Origin of the sequence: Peribacillus loiseleuriae (assembly GCF_001183985.1) — a bacterium.
Taxonomy (GTDB): Bacteria; Bacillota; Bacilli; order Bacillales; family DSM-1321; genus Peribacillus; species Peribacillus loiseleuriae.
Genome location: NZ_LFZW01000001.1, coordinates 2,028,863 through 2,042,862, shown reverse-complemented (window position 1 = coordinate 2,042,862; position 14,000 = coordinate 2,028,863). Strand labels below are relative to the sequence as shown.

Annotated in this window: 13 protein-coding genes and 1 pseudogene; 6 read left to right on the top strand and 8 right to left on the bottom strand. The window is 35.2% G+C overall.

Annotation, left to right across the window (positions count from 1 at the left end):
• Positions 1-404: 404 nt before the first annotated feature.
• From AC625_RS09595 to AC625_RS09590, 3 genes and pseudogenes are all read right to left on the bottom strand, one after another.
• A complete protein-coding gene (locus AC625_RS09595) occupies positions 405-1,343 on the bottom strand; it encodes a magnesium transporter CorA family protein (RefSeq protein WP_049681105.1) in 939 nt (312 codons plus the stop codon).
• A gap of 55 nt (positions 1,344-1,398) precedes the next feature.
• A pseudogene (locus AC625_RS27660) lies at positions 1,399-1,521 on the bottom strand (ZIP family metal transporter); the annotation flags it as partial.
• 304 nt (positions 1,522-1,825) lie between these two features.
• Positions 1,826-3,520: a CocE/NonD family hydrolase gene (locus AC625_RS09590; RefSeq protein WP_049681104.1), complete on the bottom strand. Its 1,695-nt coding sequence runs from the start codon at positions 3,518-3,520 to the stop codon at positions 1,826-1,828.
• Between the two features lie 314 nt (positions 3,521-3,834).
• Here AC625_RS09590 and AC625_RS09585 point away from each other — a divergent pair, with 314 nt between their 5' ends.
• Both AC625_RS09585 and AC625_RS09580 read left to right on the top strand, forming a co-directional pair.
• The gene (locus tag AC625_RS09585) at positions 3,835-4,452 is read left to right on the top strand and encodes a TetR/AcrR family transcriptional regulator (protein ID WP_049681103.1); all 618 of its coding nucleotides are present in this window, start codon (positions 3,835-3,837) and stop codon (positions 4,450-4,452) included.
• 307 nt (positions 4,453-4,759) lie between these two features.
• On the top strand, positions 4,760-5,599 hold the full coding sequence (locus AC625_RS09580) for a tyrosine-type recombinase/integrase (protein WP_049681102.1): 840 nt from the start codon (positions 4,760-4,762) through the stop codon (positions 5,597-5,599).
• 53 nt (positions 5,600-5,652) lie between these two features.
• Here AC625_RS09580 and AC625_RS09575 read toward each other — a convergent pair whose 3' ends face one another.
• On the bottom strand, positions 5,653-6,198 hold the full coding sequence (locus tag AC625_RS09575) for a hypothetical protein (RefSeq protein WP_049681101.1): 546 nt from the start codon (positions 6,196-6,198) through the stop codon (positions 5,653-5,655).
• 508 nt (positions 6,199-6,706) lie between these two features.
• Between AC625_RS09575 and AC625_RS09570 the strand changes: the two genes are divergently transcribed.
• The 3 genes from AC625_RS09570 (at position 6,707) to AC625_RS09560 (ending at position 8,531) form a co-directional block, all read left to right on the top strand.
• Positions 6,707-7,360, top strand: coding sequence for a GntR family transcriptional regulator (locus AC625_RS09570; RefSeq protein ID WP_049681100.1), 654 nt, complete (start codon positions 6,707-6,709; stop codon positions 7,358-7,360).
• A gap of 104 nt (positions 7,361-7,464) precedes the next feature.
• Positions 7,465-7,869: a CidA/LrgA family holin-like protein gene (locus AC625_RS09565; RefSeq protein ID WP_049681099.1), complete on the top strand. Its 405-nt coding sequence runs from the start codon at positions 7,465-7,467 to the stop codon at positions 7,867-7,869.
• Complete coding sequence (locus AC625_RS09560) at positions 7,839-8,531, top strand: LrgB family protein (protein ID WP_049681098.1); 693 nt, start codon at positions 7,839-7,841, stop codon at positions 8,529-8,531. The genes AC625_RS09565 and AC625_RS09560 overlap by 31 nt, the downstream gene beginning before the upstream one ends.
• A 379-nt stretch (positions 8,532-8,910) precedes the next feature.
• On the opposite strand, the gene AC625_RS09555 is transcribed toward AC625_RS09560, so the two are convergent.
• Positions 8,911-9,192, bottom strand: coding sequence for an SDR family oxidoreductase (locus AC625_RS09555; protein WP_049681097.1), 282 nt, complete (start codon positions 9,190-9,192; stop codon positions 8,911-8,913).
• A gap of 169 nt (positions 9,193-9,361) precedes the next feature.
• On the opposite strand from AC625_RS09555, the gene AC625_RS09550 reads away from it, so the two are divergent.
• Entirely contained in the window at positions 9,362-9,925 is a 564-nt protein-coding gene (locus AC625_RS09550; protein WP_049681096.1) for a nitroreductase family protein, read from the top strand.
• A 576-nt stretch (positions 9,926-10,501) separates the two neighbouring features.
• Here the strand turns inward: AC625_RS09550 and AC625_RS09545 are convergent.
• From AC625_RS09545 to AC625_RS09530, 3 genes are all read right to left on the bottom strand, one after another.
• A complete protein-coding gene (locus tag AC625_RS09545; protein ID WP_156187487.1) occupies positions 10,502-11,443 on the bottom strand; it encodes an IS3 family transposase in 942 nt (313 codons plus the stop codon).
• Positions 11,365-11,694, bottom strand: a complete 330-nt coding sequence (locus AC625_RS09540) for a helix-turn-helix domain-containing protein (RefSeq protein WP_049681094.1) — start codon at positions 11,692-11,694, stop codon at positions 11,365-11,367. Before AC625_RS09540 ends, AC625_RS09545 begins: the two co-directional genes overlap by 79 nt.
• 1,156 nt (positions 11,695-12,850) lie before the next feature.
• Positions 12,851-13,354, bottom strand: a complete 504-nt coding sequence (locus tag AC625_RS09530; RefSeq protein ID WP_049681092.1) for a CDI toxin immunity protein — start codon at positions 13,352-13,354, stop codon at positions 12,851-12,853.
• Between the last annotated feature and the right edge of the window lie 646 nt (positions 13,355-14,000).

Genomic DNA, 14,000 nt, shown 5'->3' with positions numbered 1-14,000 from the left:
TCAATGTGTGACGTGCCAAGGTCTCTGACTCCAGAGAGGTTCTATCCTTCTTGCCTTTAACGATGGATAAAATGTAGCTTTCTGCTGTGCTTAAGGCATCAGCCCTCTCGATTTACTAACATTATGGAGCTCAATTCCTTCAACCATTTGGCTTTCGGCCCGCCACCTAACTGTCTACGCTTAAAGGCTAATGTTACCATTAGCCCTCCAAGACTCGCTACGAGTGAATGGCTAGTTCTTTCTCGACGGGAATCCCACCCGCTATATGATACGACCTAGGCTCGGCCGCACAAGCACCCGTTAGTTTAAGTACATTTATTCACAAGCTTCATTGGAGAAGCCTGACAAAAAAGCAGCTCGATTTATTTTTAAATCGACTGCTTTTTTAATTTATACGTAACAAATTAGAATATCCTCCTTCTCCATAGTGCCAATCCGATCAAATTGACAAAGATGAATGCTATTATCAGTATAATAATCCAAGAGAATGGATCTTTATCAGCAATAGGTAAAATAACATTCATACCAAAGAAACTAAATACAAGTGTTGGAAGAGTTAAAAAAACTGTAAATAACGTAAGAGTTTTCATTGTATTATTCAATTCATTAGATATTAACGAAGAATACGACCCCGTTATACTGTTCAAAATTCTTGTGTATAATTCTGTGGTCTCAATTCCTTGATTATTTTCAATTCTAACATCTTCTAGAAGTTCTTTGTCATCTTCATATAACTTTACTGAATTGGTGCGAAATAGTTTGGTTATAACAACCGAATTAGCCTTTAATGATGTGAGAAAATAAACTAAGCTTTTTTCAATTTCCATTAGGTCATAGAGTTGCTTATTTGTTAATGAATTGCGCAAATTACTCTCTATTTTAACACGCTGTTTGTTGAGTTGTTTTAATTTTTCAATATACTGAGTTGAAATTGACAATATTATCTCTAACGCAAAACGATTCTTCATGGAGGTGTTAATATTTCTTTTGATTAAACCTTCTAAAAAGTTAGTTGTTTGGTTACTAACCGTAACAATGTAATCCTTACCTAAGATTATTCCAATAGGAATGGTAATGTAAGAATCAAGTTGATGGCCATTAACATCAATAGTTGGAAAATCATTGATAATTAATGTACAATTCGTCTCTTCATCATATTGAATCCGAGCACTTTCTTCTAAATCCAACGGATCTTCTAAAAATTCAATTGGGATATTACAAAGTTGAGAAACTTCTTTAAGTTCTTCCTTTGAAGGGGCGGTAATATTTATCCAGCTATTCTTTTCAAATTTTTCTATCATTTCTAAAATTCCATCATGGGAGGATTTATAGGTAACAAACATTATATATCACCCTTTCTATTTTTAATCTAAAGTCTTGCGCAAGTAGAAATTTAAGTTAACCTAATGCCACATCGAAAATCATCATCAATACAAAACCTACCATTAAACTCATAGAAGCAAGATTCTTATTTCCTTTTTCTTGTGAGCTTAGAATAACTTCTTCAGCTACAACAAATATCTCGCTTCAACCGCAAAGCATCTCCTAAAGCAGTCATTCCCCACGTAAAAAAAGTGGCTATAAATGCTTGTGTTATAGGATTAAAATATAGAAAAAATTAACCAATAAAGTCAATTATTTAATGCCTCTTTTTCGTAATAATAAGGAGTATTTACAAATTCTTTGTTATTAACCATATATAACAAAACAAGCCGTTTCCTATAAAGGAAACGACAAGTTCATTGTTATCCTCTAATTTAAGTATCCCCATTTATATGAAGTCCCGGCAGCGGAAATTGCACACTAGTCGGGACTCGGACTTTCACTAATCTTTCTTAGGAATCACCGGTACTAAAAGGAAAGAATCATACTTTCCGCCGGCATAAACCGAATGAGTTCCTTTGTTCACTGTTTCCGTATGCCCATAACGTCTTGTATTACCTGATGGGTTATCTTCAATAATGATCTCGCTGCCTTTTATGACCAGCACCAGACTTTCTCCAGATTTCAGGAGAATGCTTGAAGGCAATATTTCAATTTCTACCGGAACAATTTCGTCTTTATTAAGCTTCAATAATCTCTTATGCTTAAGTACCGGCTGATAAGGAGTAGATCTCTCAGTATCCAGCTCTCTATGGGAAACCCTCAGCCATCCATTGGCCACCTGACCGTTTTCAATATGATTAAAGTCGGGCAGGAACACTTCATTGCCGCGTCTATCGTACTTCTTAATGCCGACAAAAATATCCATATCATCCGTGTCGTCAGCGGAGACCCAGAGCTTAAGCTTCATATTTCCGGTGAGCTCGATGTCCTCGTCAGCGGTAAATCTAAACCTTAAATCACCGTTTTCTTTCTGACCGGGCTCAGCATTATAGGCGAGTCTGGTTTCGTTCCGAACGGGAGCGTGCTCCAGAGACATTCCTTCGCCATTCAGATAATATTCGGAATATTTTGTACGGTCTATTGGCCATTCATTCTCGATGCGAATGTGTCCCTTATAGAATTTCTCTCTGACCTCGTAGCGTACCCGAGGCGTATCCATCCAATCATTCTCAATGCCTTTCAGGAAATAATCGAAGAACTCCTTCTGCTGTTCCAGCGATTCACGCAAATAGTAGGTTTCCCATTCCTTACGACCATGAACCAGCAGCCACTTGTCTTTGGATGAAGCCTGTTTAAAACCTTCAAAGGTGCCGCGGCAATGCAAGCCTTGGGTCGACCAGCTGGCGCAAACAAACATGGGTACCTTGATATCGGACAATTTGACTTCTCTTTCCACCCAGTGCTCATCGAGTAACGGATGTTCTTTTTGCGCCGCTACCATTTCTTCTATGTTGTTATTTGGCCAACGGGTATGTTGCAACTTCTCGAAATCAGCTGAGAAAACCGTTTCCGGTATTCCGCCGTGAAAGTACCATTCCCGGTACAGATCAGAAGTCCCTTCCCACGGGATGATCGCCTTCAGATGAGGTGGATTCATAGCGGCCACTCGCCATTGGGTCATGGCCAGATATGACACACCGTTTAGTCCCACATTGCCATCGCTCCACTCCTGAACGCCTGCCCATTCGATGACTTCATAATAATCTTGAGTTTCCGTTTTCGTCCAAGGATAGAGGTCACCTTCCGAATTTGAACTACCCCGCGTTGCGATTTTAATCAATATATAATCGTTTGGGACCCAAAAACCTGGATCAGGTGACTCAAATGGCGCAAAAAGAGATGTAACGATAGTACCTACCGTCGGCCAGACTTGACGAAAAGTATCATAGGGGGGTAAGCCATCTTTATTATATGGATCCATGCTCATTACCACCGGAAACTTCCCAGGCTTATTCGGACGGAAAACATTGACGTATATTGTGACCCCATCCCGCATTTTGATGGGAACATCTTTTTCCATTATTACCTCTTGATTTCCATAATGCGCAGTAGTCATGACTATTTTGTTCAAACCTGGTTTAGTCTCACTGGGATGTGTCGGTTTCAGATCAGGGCGGCCCAGAAATTTGTTCATTTAATATTACTTCCTTTCATTAGAAATTGATTGCTGGAACCCATAAGTTCCTATTGCTTAAAAACAGTATCCCTAACTTTGGGTGAAAAAAAGAGCATATTTATGTCGAATTCTCTTAACGTATAATTTTGTTAATATGTTTTCTGTATCATCTCCTAGATATTAAGTTATAATAAGTAATGAACAACCTGTTGTTTATTACATTTCAAATTATAAAATTGAATTAGATTTTGTTCAATAATTAAAAATGGCAAATGTGTTGGTTATGGAACACATCTAATAATTGTGTTGGGTAAAATTAAGGAGGAATTTGCTTGCGTAATAATAATGCTGATTTACGTGTCATTCGGACAAAAGAATCAATTCGACACGCATTAGTAGAATTAATAAATGAAAAAGGTTTTGAAGCAATTACTGTTAAAGACATAACAACTATGGCGAAAATTAATAGAGGTACATTTTATGCACACTATCAAGACAAATTTGATTTAATGGCTAAATGTGAAGAGGAAATTATGCTTGATATGTCCAGAATTACAAAACAAAACTTTCCAAGTGTTATTGCCGCACTTGAAACTGACTCTAAGACTTTGACACCATTGTCCTTAACGGTTACATTATTTGAGTATTTGAACATAAATAGTGAATTTATGAAAGCTGTGTTAGGTCCCAAAGGGGATTTATCATTTCAAACAAGATTGAAAGAATTTATGTGGGAAACACTCTATGGAAATAATCCAAACGCATTTATAAAAGAAGAAAATTTCCTTGTTCCTGGACAATATTTAGCTTCTTATATGGGAACTGCAATAATAGGGGTAATTCAACAATGGTTAGAAAGTGGCAGGAAAGAGTCTCCTCAAGAAATGGCTCGTATCCTAACGACCATTACGGTTAATGGTCCCTACTTTGCAGCTGGTTTAAAAAAATAATCCTCAAAGAATAAGGGACATCATTGAAAGAACAGGTACTGCCCCTTTATTTCAATTAACCTTTTCCAAATAAGATTAAGGCTATTTTCCTTGCTCTTTTATCTTATCCTCTAAGCCTATTCGGAACCAACCACATCGTATTTGCGACAGCATCAAACAAGTAGACCAAGACTTTAATTATTCAAATCTTGATCTACTTGTTTAGTGTCCCTAATTTCACTAACCTGCTGCGATAGTTCAATACCTTACGTTTCCATTTCTACAATCAAGGCAATAATTCCTCCAATACGAAAAGGAGGAGATTTTTTTGTTATTATCAAGAACTTGGGAATTATATGAATCGGATAAAAAGATCGAAGGATTCTCCCCTCAGACATTAAAAGCATATAAGCTCCAATCTAAGCTACTTATCCAATACTTTGACGATGTGAATATTGAATCATTGACTACTGATCGGCTGAAAGAATACTTGGCAAAATCCAGTGAACACCTCAAGCCATCAAGTTTGGCTCATCGAATTCGATTTATTAAATCGATATTTCGTTGGTCACACGAAGAAGGGCATATACAGAAGAATCCTGCTGCAAAAATCAAAGAACCTAAACAGGGAAAACGGATTCCAAAATTTTTAACAGAGAGAGAAATAGAACACTTGAGGGAAGCATGTATTACACCAATGGAAAAGGCGTTATTTGAATTTATGTTTTCAACAGGTTGTAGAATAGGGGAAATTGTTTCTCTTGATAAAAATTGTATTAATTGGTCAAATCGTTCCGCCATTGTGCTTGGGAAAGGTAATAAGGAAAGGGAGGTCTACTTTAATATACGGTGTGAAATCTGGCTCAAACGATACTTGGATCTTCGTCAGGATAAAGACCCAGCTATTTTTGTTACTGAACGGCACCCACATAGAATGAATATTGGACAAATGAGATATATCATAAAACGAATATCAAGTCGAGCAGGGATCAACAAAGAAATTCATCCGCATCAACTACGCCACAGCTATGCGACACACCTATTGAACAACGGAGCTCCTATTGATGTTATTCAAAGTTTACTGGGACACGAAAAAAGCGAGACCACTAGGATTTATGCTCAGCTAAGTGGAAGCGTTAGAAGAGAATTTTACAGAAAATATTTTTAATAATGGATGGCAAAAGGCAACGGATACTCCGCTGCCTTTCACTATCGCCCCCGTTAGTTCAACAAGATTTTTACCTTTTCCCTTAATTCTTCAATTTCTTCAATCATTAATTTTGGATATTCTTTAGGCGTTGCGTGCTTTGTATTTTTTTCCTTAAACACCTTGTAATCATTCAATGTATTCCAAAAGTGTGTTGCTCCATCTAAAAGGGCTTCTAAGAATTCTCTTTTAGGTAATGCAGCTTGTGCAAATACCTCAACAGGTTCCCATTCCCCCTCAATAGAAAGTTCCAATAAATTGCTGTTTATTGAGATTAACTTCATAAGATATGGATCGATACCATATGGTATTTCAACGTTCTCTCCTTCTAAATATTGCTCTATACCAACTATATAATCAGTCCATAAATCTAACCCACTAGGAATATCGTTTCCTACAACAATTTGATCATTATACTGAATCATTACATGCATTTGAATATGCTCCGGAGTAAATTTTCGATGTTCAAAAAGTTCTCTTAATTTTAAAGAATCATCTAAGGATATATAACTCTCTTCACCTTCACTAGTTTTTACTAGAAATGTACTTATTTTAAACATCATTAAACTCCTATATCTTTATTAAATTTTATAGCCATACTAACAAGTCCCTTTAGTTGCATAAGAAAAAGAATGCTATCCATTTTCCTTAATTTATCATTTTTCCTTGTTCAACTAAACTGCTTCGTTAGCTTAATACGCTAGATTAAAAAACGCCTCTTATTTTATTAAGAGGCGTTTACATAATCACCCTTATTGGCAATGACAAAAGGATCTTCGACTGGAAGATCCTTTTTGCTGCTTGTTCAATTAAAGCGCCCGATTGTTGAATAACTTTATCCATATATGAATGGTTCGCCGTGATGTGTCTAAATGAGGTTTATTAATTAGTTTTTTAGAACTTATGCCCTCTATCAAAGGTTGTAAAGAGACGAAATCATTGATATACTTTTTTATTGGTATCTGGTATACCAGATACCAACTGTTTCTTTTCCCTTTTTCGTAGATTATTAACAATACTGATAATCCCTTAAAATTTAACCACTATGCTTATAAAGGATGAAAATTGATGAGTTTCTTAAAGGTAGAACAACCCCAGTCATTTAAAGATCATGCTTATAATGAAATTAAGAAAGGCATTATTCAACATAAAGTCGAACCTGGATCCATGTTATATGAACGTTCACTTAGTGAAAGCCTTGGAATTAGCCGTACCCCATTAAAATTAGCTTTGCAACAGCTAGAACTAGAAGGGTGGATTCAGTCTATACCTAGAAAAGGTATTGTGGTCCAAACCATTAATAGACAAGATGTGGATGAAATTTTTCAACTGCGAAAGGCTAATGAAGTTTTGGCCATCGAGCTACTTATTCCTCTTCTTAATGACGAAACAATTGAGAAAATTGAGAAGATGGATAATCAACTATCCGACATTAAGAAAGACCCTATAAAATTTATGTATGCTGATTCAGCTTTTCACTTGTTCCTTGCTGAGCTAAGTCAAAATCATCGGCTGTATCAATTAATCCAAAACCTTACCGACCATGTTAATTGGTATGGGTTCGTTGCATTAAAGGCTGGAAAAAACTTAGATGAGGTTTCATACGAACATCGATTAATTATTGAGGGTCTAAAAGCAAGGAATTTACGTCAAACAACGGATGCTGTTTTAAACCATCTTGATATCTCACATCGCACAATCATAACAAATCTTAAGGAGTGAGAGTGAAGAGAAACATCTACAATTTCATCCTCTAGCTGATGTACTAAATATTCATTTTTAAAAGAAAGAAGGGACGTTGTTTCCTAAAAGAGGAACAACACAACATGAAAATCATCACCATTTCTTTACAAATTGTTATTTTATATATCTTTTCCTTTATCGGAACTGCGATTCACAACTTTTTCCATCTCGCTATTCCGGGAAGTATCATAGCACTGTTATTACTTTTTATTTGTCTATGTTTAAAAATTGTTCCAGTAAAGTTCATTGAAAGTGGAGCAGCTTATTTGATAAGTATATTAATGTTATTGTTTATTCCAACAACCGTTGGAATCATGAACTATCCTTCGTTACTTTCTATTCATGGTGCGTTGCTCGTTATAACGGTTTTATTAAGTACCATCATTTCCATTGCAATTTCAGGAACTGCAAGTCAATTTTTTGAGAAAAAAGCACAAAAAAGAAAAGATGATAAAGAATGCAACAAGTTTTCTTCGCATTCTGCATGATTCTATTAACCGTCGTTGTTTATTTAGCAATGTCTAAATTGTATAAACGATATGCCTATCCTTTTTTACTTCCCATTTTAACTACGACGACGGTAATCATCATCATCCTTGTAATGCTCCATATTCCGTACAAAAATTATATGGTAGGTGGGCAATGGGTGACTTCCCTTTTAGGACCAGCAGTTGTAGCACTTGCTTATCCTTTGTATAAACAACGTCGTTTTTTAATGAATTATTTATTTACAATAGTAGGTGGAGTTTTAATCGCCGCTATTTCTGGAATGGTCAGTGTTGGCCTTCTAGCTAAGCTACTAGGAATAAATCATACATTAATTCTTTCCATTATCCCTAAATCTCTTACTACTCCTGTTGCGATAGAAGTTGCTGAAGGGCTGGGGGGAAATGCCTCTATGGCAATTTTCGGTGTTATGATTGCGGGGATATTTGGTGCAATAATCGCTCCTACTATCTTTAAATTTATGAAAGTGCATAGTCCGATTGGAAGAGGGATTGCCCTCGGAAGTAACGCACATGCCATGGGAACTTCAAAAGCTGCCGAATACAGTGAACTCACATTTTCGATGAGTTCCGTTGCGATGACATTATGTGCAATCATCGGTACCTTTTTAGGACCAATTATTGTGTGGCTATTCCACTTTTAAGAAACTCTCTCACGAATAAAATACAGTTTACTTATACATGTAAGTATTCGATTAACCAACTAAAAAGAAGTCCAATTTCCTTTATCTGCTCTTTGGAAATTGGACTTTTTATCTGGCAAGATTGTACTCACCTAATTGCTAACGCTGAAAGTCCTTCTTAAACAGAACTAAATTGCTTTATGTAATCACTCAATAATTACCTTTGTAACAAAACCTTGGTAAAACCTCATTTACTTATGATACGGTTCACCGCAATGAATCTAAATGAGGTTGTTAATCTTAACCAGTCTCACCCACGCTTATCGATAGAAATAGCATAATTAACAGCTATCCTCTGTAAATGTAAAACGTTTTATAAAAGCATACAAAAAGCCGATTCCTACAAACTGTATAAATCGGCATTCGTTTTATAATTACCTTGAAGTATAACCTCATATGCATGAATCGTTGTACCTGTAATATAAGAAGATAAGTCAGATACTATCCAAAGACTCGCTTGCGCAATTTCATTAGCTTGACCAAAACGATTTAACAAACTTAATTGTGGTGCGTATTCTGCTTCATTTAGAACAAATTGTTCAAGTGCACCGCGTAGCATTGGTGTATCGATGGCACCTGGTGCTACAGAGTTTACACGAATATTGAAAGGAATTATTTTCAAACAATAATTCCCTACGTTTTTATCATTTTCACTTTAAATTCGATTAAATTCACTAATCCATCGTACGAATAAATCACACGCTTACTTTTTGTAAGCCAATTTACTTGCAAACTTTTTGAGATTATTTAAAATAAGAAAGGTAAATTGATACAACTAGGAGGATTTTATTATGACATTCCAAGCAAAAGATTTCCGTACAGCTGAACACGAAATTGCAGACTTATTTTTAAATCGTTGGTCTCCACGTGCTTATGCTGACAAACCAGTAGCAGACGACGTATTAAATCGACTATTCGAAGCAGCTCGTTGGGCTCCTTCTTCAGGTAATAACCAACCTTGGCGCTTCATCGTCGCTAAAACTGAAGCTGACCGTGAAAAATTCCACCCAATCTTAATGGAAGGAAACTTAGTATGGGCTAAAAATGCACCAGTATTAGTATTAGTCGTTTCTGATAATACAAAAGGTTCAAATGAATTCGATGCTGGCACAGCTTGGGGATTCCTTTCATTACAAGCAGCTAAAGAAGGGTTAGTCACTCACCCAATGAGCGGTATATACAAAGATGTAGCAAAAGAAGCATTAAATATTCCTGAAAACTTTGATGTACAATTAGCGATCGCAATCGGGTACAAAGGTGAAAAAGAAATGCTTTCTCCAGAATTACAAGATCGTGAAACACCATCAGGTCGTCGCCCATTAGAAGAAATCGTATTTGAAGGTTCTTTCAAATAATTCTAATATAATCAAAACGTCCTCACTTTAGGGCTGACCATAAAACGATACATATAAAAACACCTTCATATTTAATTCGGGTATCGTACCTAAAATTAAATATGAAGGTGTTTTTTATTGGTGAATTCAACCTCGCTCTGGACAGACTTCACCCCTTGTTGAGGTTGTCCTTTTTTCAGCATCTGCATCACTTCCACTCCGCAGATAATCTGTTTGGCTGTTCGAAACATTTTTAATCCTAGAATTGAAGTTATCGTGCTAGAAGAATTTATATACGAAATATTAAATCCCAAGTTTAATAAACAAAAACTCAAAGTATAAAATAAGCCGTTCAGCTTTTATACCTACGGTTTATTTTAAAAACCTCATTTACTTATGATACGGTTCACCTTTCTTAATGTTAAGTCTATAATTATGTATTCCACAATCTGGCCCTTTAGTTGAACAAGTTCCCAAAGTATTACATGCATATTATATACAAATCTAGTTTACATAAAGTCACTTATCAGCAATAAAAAAGGATCTTCGATTTGGTCTTATCCCCGTCAAGTAGACAATTAATAAAAGGTTCACTTATTAGGCAGCCTTAGCTCTATATTCAGTAGGGCTAAGGTTATTTAATTTTTTTTGAAAACGTTTATGATTATAAAACTTCATATAATTCTTTACTGCTTCCTTAACCTCATTCGAACTATCGAATTGGTATCGGTAAAAACATTCAGCTTTAAAGTGGCTAAAAAAACTCTCCATACAAGCGTTATCTAAACAATTTCCTTTTCTAGACATGCTTTGCTTCATGTTGCATCTTTTTAATAGCTTGTTATATCTTATTGAGGTGTACTGGAATCCTTGATCACTATGTAATAGGAGTCCTTTCACCTCTCTTTTTTTTATGGCTTCTTTTACTGTATCAGCTACTAGTTTAAGATCATTTCTTTCACTTATTTTATATGAAATAATCTCATTGTTGTAAAGGTCTAGTATCGCCGATAAATAGTGTTTCTTTCCATTAAACAGTAGATAAGTTATATCGGTTACCCATTTTTCGTTCGGGCGTGTAGCTGAAAATTCTCTGTTTAAATCGTTCTCTGAAACGACATATTTTTCTTTTCGCCCAAAGTGCTTCCACTTCTTTTCCCGTATCTTCGCTTGAATTCCATTCGCTTTCATTAAACGATAAATTCTCTTATGATTAACTTTCAAACCATACGTCTTTTTAAGCCAAGTTTGAACTCTTGGGTAACCGTAGCTCCAATTAATATCAGGATCTTGTTGGCATTTAATAATCTTAGTTACGATTGATTGATCATCCAGCTCCTTATCTGTTGGGTTATCTTGGCGTTTTAGCCATTTGTAATAACCACTTTTTGAAACACCGGCTATCTTACATAACGTGATGATAGTAAAATGATCCGTAAGCTCATGAATTATTTTGTATTTTAACGATTTTTCTTTTCCTGTATCATCCCCCTTTTCGCAGCTAAGAGCTTTTTTAAAAAGGCATTCTCTGCTTCTAATCGAGTCATTTTTTCTGTATCACTTTCATCGTCTTTGTTAGCTCTACCTTTAAGTGGGTTACGAGATGTTCCTCTCTTTTCCTCTACCCCTTGAATTCCTTCTCTTTTATAGTGAGCTATCCATCTTTGGACAGTTGTAAATCCAATCCCTAACTCTTTGGAAATTGATCTAATCCCCATATCTTCGTTTTCGTATAAATGAATCGCCTTTAGCTTAATCTCTTTTGTATAGGTTGTTCTAATTTTCCCCATGAAAAATCCCCTTCATTGAAGACAGTATAATCCTTTCTTTTTACTGTCCACTATAAGGGGATAATAGCAGTTGGAAGATCCTTTTAACGACTTTATTTCAAGAACTTTCTTTTCACTTAATAATATAATTAGTTATTAGCACTAAAGTTATAGTCCCAATAATCAAAGCAACAATGTGAATTAAAATCTTGTATCTCAGCTTAGTTTTTAATAAGAAATATAACTTAAAAGTGAAATAAATTAATATCATATCAATAGGTGCCTTAATTAATGAAATAATAAGTTTATTATTAATGTGGAAGTTTTCATAAATAAACTCCTTAAAAGAATAATTATTTACCATTCCAAGAATAGATAAAACGACTTGATAAACAAAAAACTTAAAGAGGTTCACACAATTCAACTCCCCTCAACTATCCTGCTCCGTTACTTTAAGTGCAAAATTTCACAATCTCTTCTAAACTCTAACATACATATCCAATTTTTTTAAAGTGTTATTCAATTAAATAGCCGTTTGCTGAATAAAGGTTCTATATGGAACACATGAATGTTTTATACAGATCTAGTTAACATAAGGTCAATTTTCGGAACTTCCGAAACATAAAACCCCTTGGTACTCAAGGGGTTCCGACTAGATCAACGCACTGTTGAATTAAAGCATCTGTTAGTGAAAGAAATACCTTAGAGAAAAATTACAATAAATAGTAACCCTATACCTATAAGAAATCCACCAATCAACTCTTAATTGTCCAACAAGAAGAAGAATTTACTTTTATTGTTAAAATCGAATGATACAATCCTTTTTCTTAACCAAAATCCAAAAATGATAGTAAAAAGGAGCCCAAAAAGAAGTAACAGTGGAGTATCTTTTATATATGTTTCACTTCCCATTATTCACACCTACCAGTAATCACTAAAGATTAATAATTAATTTTATTAATCTTTCTTTTTATAAAAGTATACTGCTTCTTTAGTTGAATAGGGGGTTTTTCTGAATGTATGATTTTGTATATTTTCGTACATTGACTGTGATTTAGCCACGAGAATTGACCTTATAGGCAATAAAAAAAGATCTTTCAATAGAAGGATTCTTTTATACTTTCTTATTCCACTTAAACACTCAGTTAGTTAAAATTCATCAACCTTTTGACCTCACTTATATCCACCCAATATTAACAGAATCATCATGAAAAAATTCAATTACAAATCTTTGGGTTGGGCAGTATATATATAAATCTATTCCTAACCAAATGATATCATCAATTTTACTTAACATCTGTGTAGTTAATGAAGTTTTTACACATGGATAATCATCATATCCCCAAAAGGCATATATAGGAGTTGTAGTATCAAATCCTTTAGAATGTAACATCAAAGGTATATTTTTAATATCTTGTATATTTAATTCCAGTTTATTAACATTACCTTTCTCCCAATCAATTCTGTTCCAAAAGGCAATTGGAAAAGTTCCAGAGAAATTTCCAACAATTAAATCACTTTTATTTGTATCCAAAATTTCAATTTCCAACAAATTATCGAATACCTCTTCGAACAAGTCTTTTACTTCTTTCTCTTTTTTCATTTTTTGCTGAAATATTTCTTTTTGTTTTCGTGCAGTTAATAATTCACTTAATCTCTTCTGTCTTTCTTCTTTGTTCATCCTAATGTCACCTCCTTCCTATACCATTTTTTATTCAACTAAAAGGAGTGCTTATATACGGTATCAATTAAAAACCTTTCAAGACAAATCATACCCAATGAGGATCCAAGTCAAGTCCTTATACGCTTATCTTTGCATACATGTAAACAATGATAAAGGGTGCAGCATATCAGTACTGCTTCTTTAGTTGAATAGGGAGTTTCTCCGAATGTATGATTTTAAATATTTTCGTACTTTGAAAAGACCACCAATTTGGTGGTCACGTTGTTGAATTAGTCGAGTAGAAGGGAACCTCTCTACCTTGCGGTAGATTGTGTTCCTCCCCCCTCACAGAACCGTGCTTGCGCTATTTACGCACACGGCTCCTCCTAGTCACCATTCACAAAATATAGCTAATCTCTTTCGCTCAGATTTTGCTAATTCTGCTATCCTTAATAGTTTTGTGTCCATTTATTATCCCTACCTCTGCGTGTAGTAAATGTGTCCCTAGTAAGGGTGATAACTTGGTAGCAGCCTTTCCTCCATCGGCATTACCCAACTTCATTGGTACTACGCTGCTATCCGACTCCCTACAACGGCATTTGGCTTCCTTGCTTATTATCGCTTGTACACCATACTCTTCTATAAGAAGAAAAGACCGGTAGGG

What these genes read in the sequence shown, in the direction of transcription:
- AC625_RS09595 (WP_049681105.1), bottom strand. Translation starts at nt 1,343, where the DNA reads ATGTTTGTTACCTATAAATCCTCCCATGATGGAATTTTAGAAATGATA.
- AC625_RS09560 (WP_049681098.1), top strand. Translation starts at nt 7,839, where the DNA reads ATGCAACAAGTTTTCTTCGCATTCTGCATGATTCTATTAACCGTCGTT.
- AC625_RS09575 (WP_049681101.1), bottom strand. Translation starts at nt 6,198, where the DNA reads ATGTTTAAAATAAGTACATTTCTAGTAAAAACTAGTGAAGGTGAAGAG.
- AC625_RS09590 (WP_049681104.1), bottom strand. Translation starts at nt 3,520, where the DNA reads ATGAACAAATTTCTGGGCCGCCCTGATCTGAAACCGACACATCCCAGT.
- AC625_RS09550 (WP_049681096.1), top strand. Translation starts at nt 9,362, where the DNA reads ATGACATTCCAAGCAAAAGATTTCCGTACAGCTGAACACGAAATTGCA.
- AC625_RS09565 (WP_049681099.1), top strand. Translation starts at nt 7,465, where the DNA reads ATGAAAATCATCACCATTTCTTTACAAATTGTTATTTTATATATCTTT.
- AC625_RS09530 (WP_049681092.1), bottom strand. Translation starts at nt 13,354, where the DNA reads ATGAACAAAGAAGAAAGACAGAAGAGATTAAGTGAATTATTAACTGCA.
- AC625_RS09570 (WP_049681100.1), top strand. Translation starts at nt 6,707, where the DNA reads ATGAGTTTCTTAAAGGTAGAACAACCCCAGTCATTTAAAGATCATGCT.
- AC625_RS09540 (WP_049681094.1), bottom strand. Translation starts at nt 11,694, where the DNA reads ATGGGGAAAATTAGAACAACCTATACAAAAGAGATTAAGCTAAAGGCG.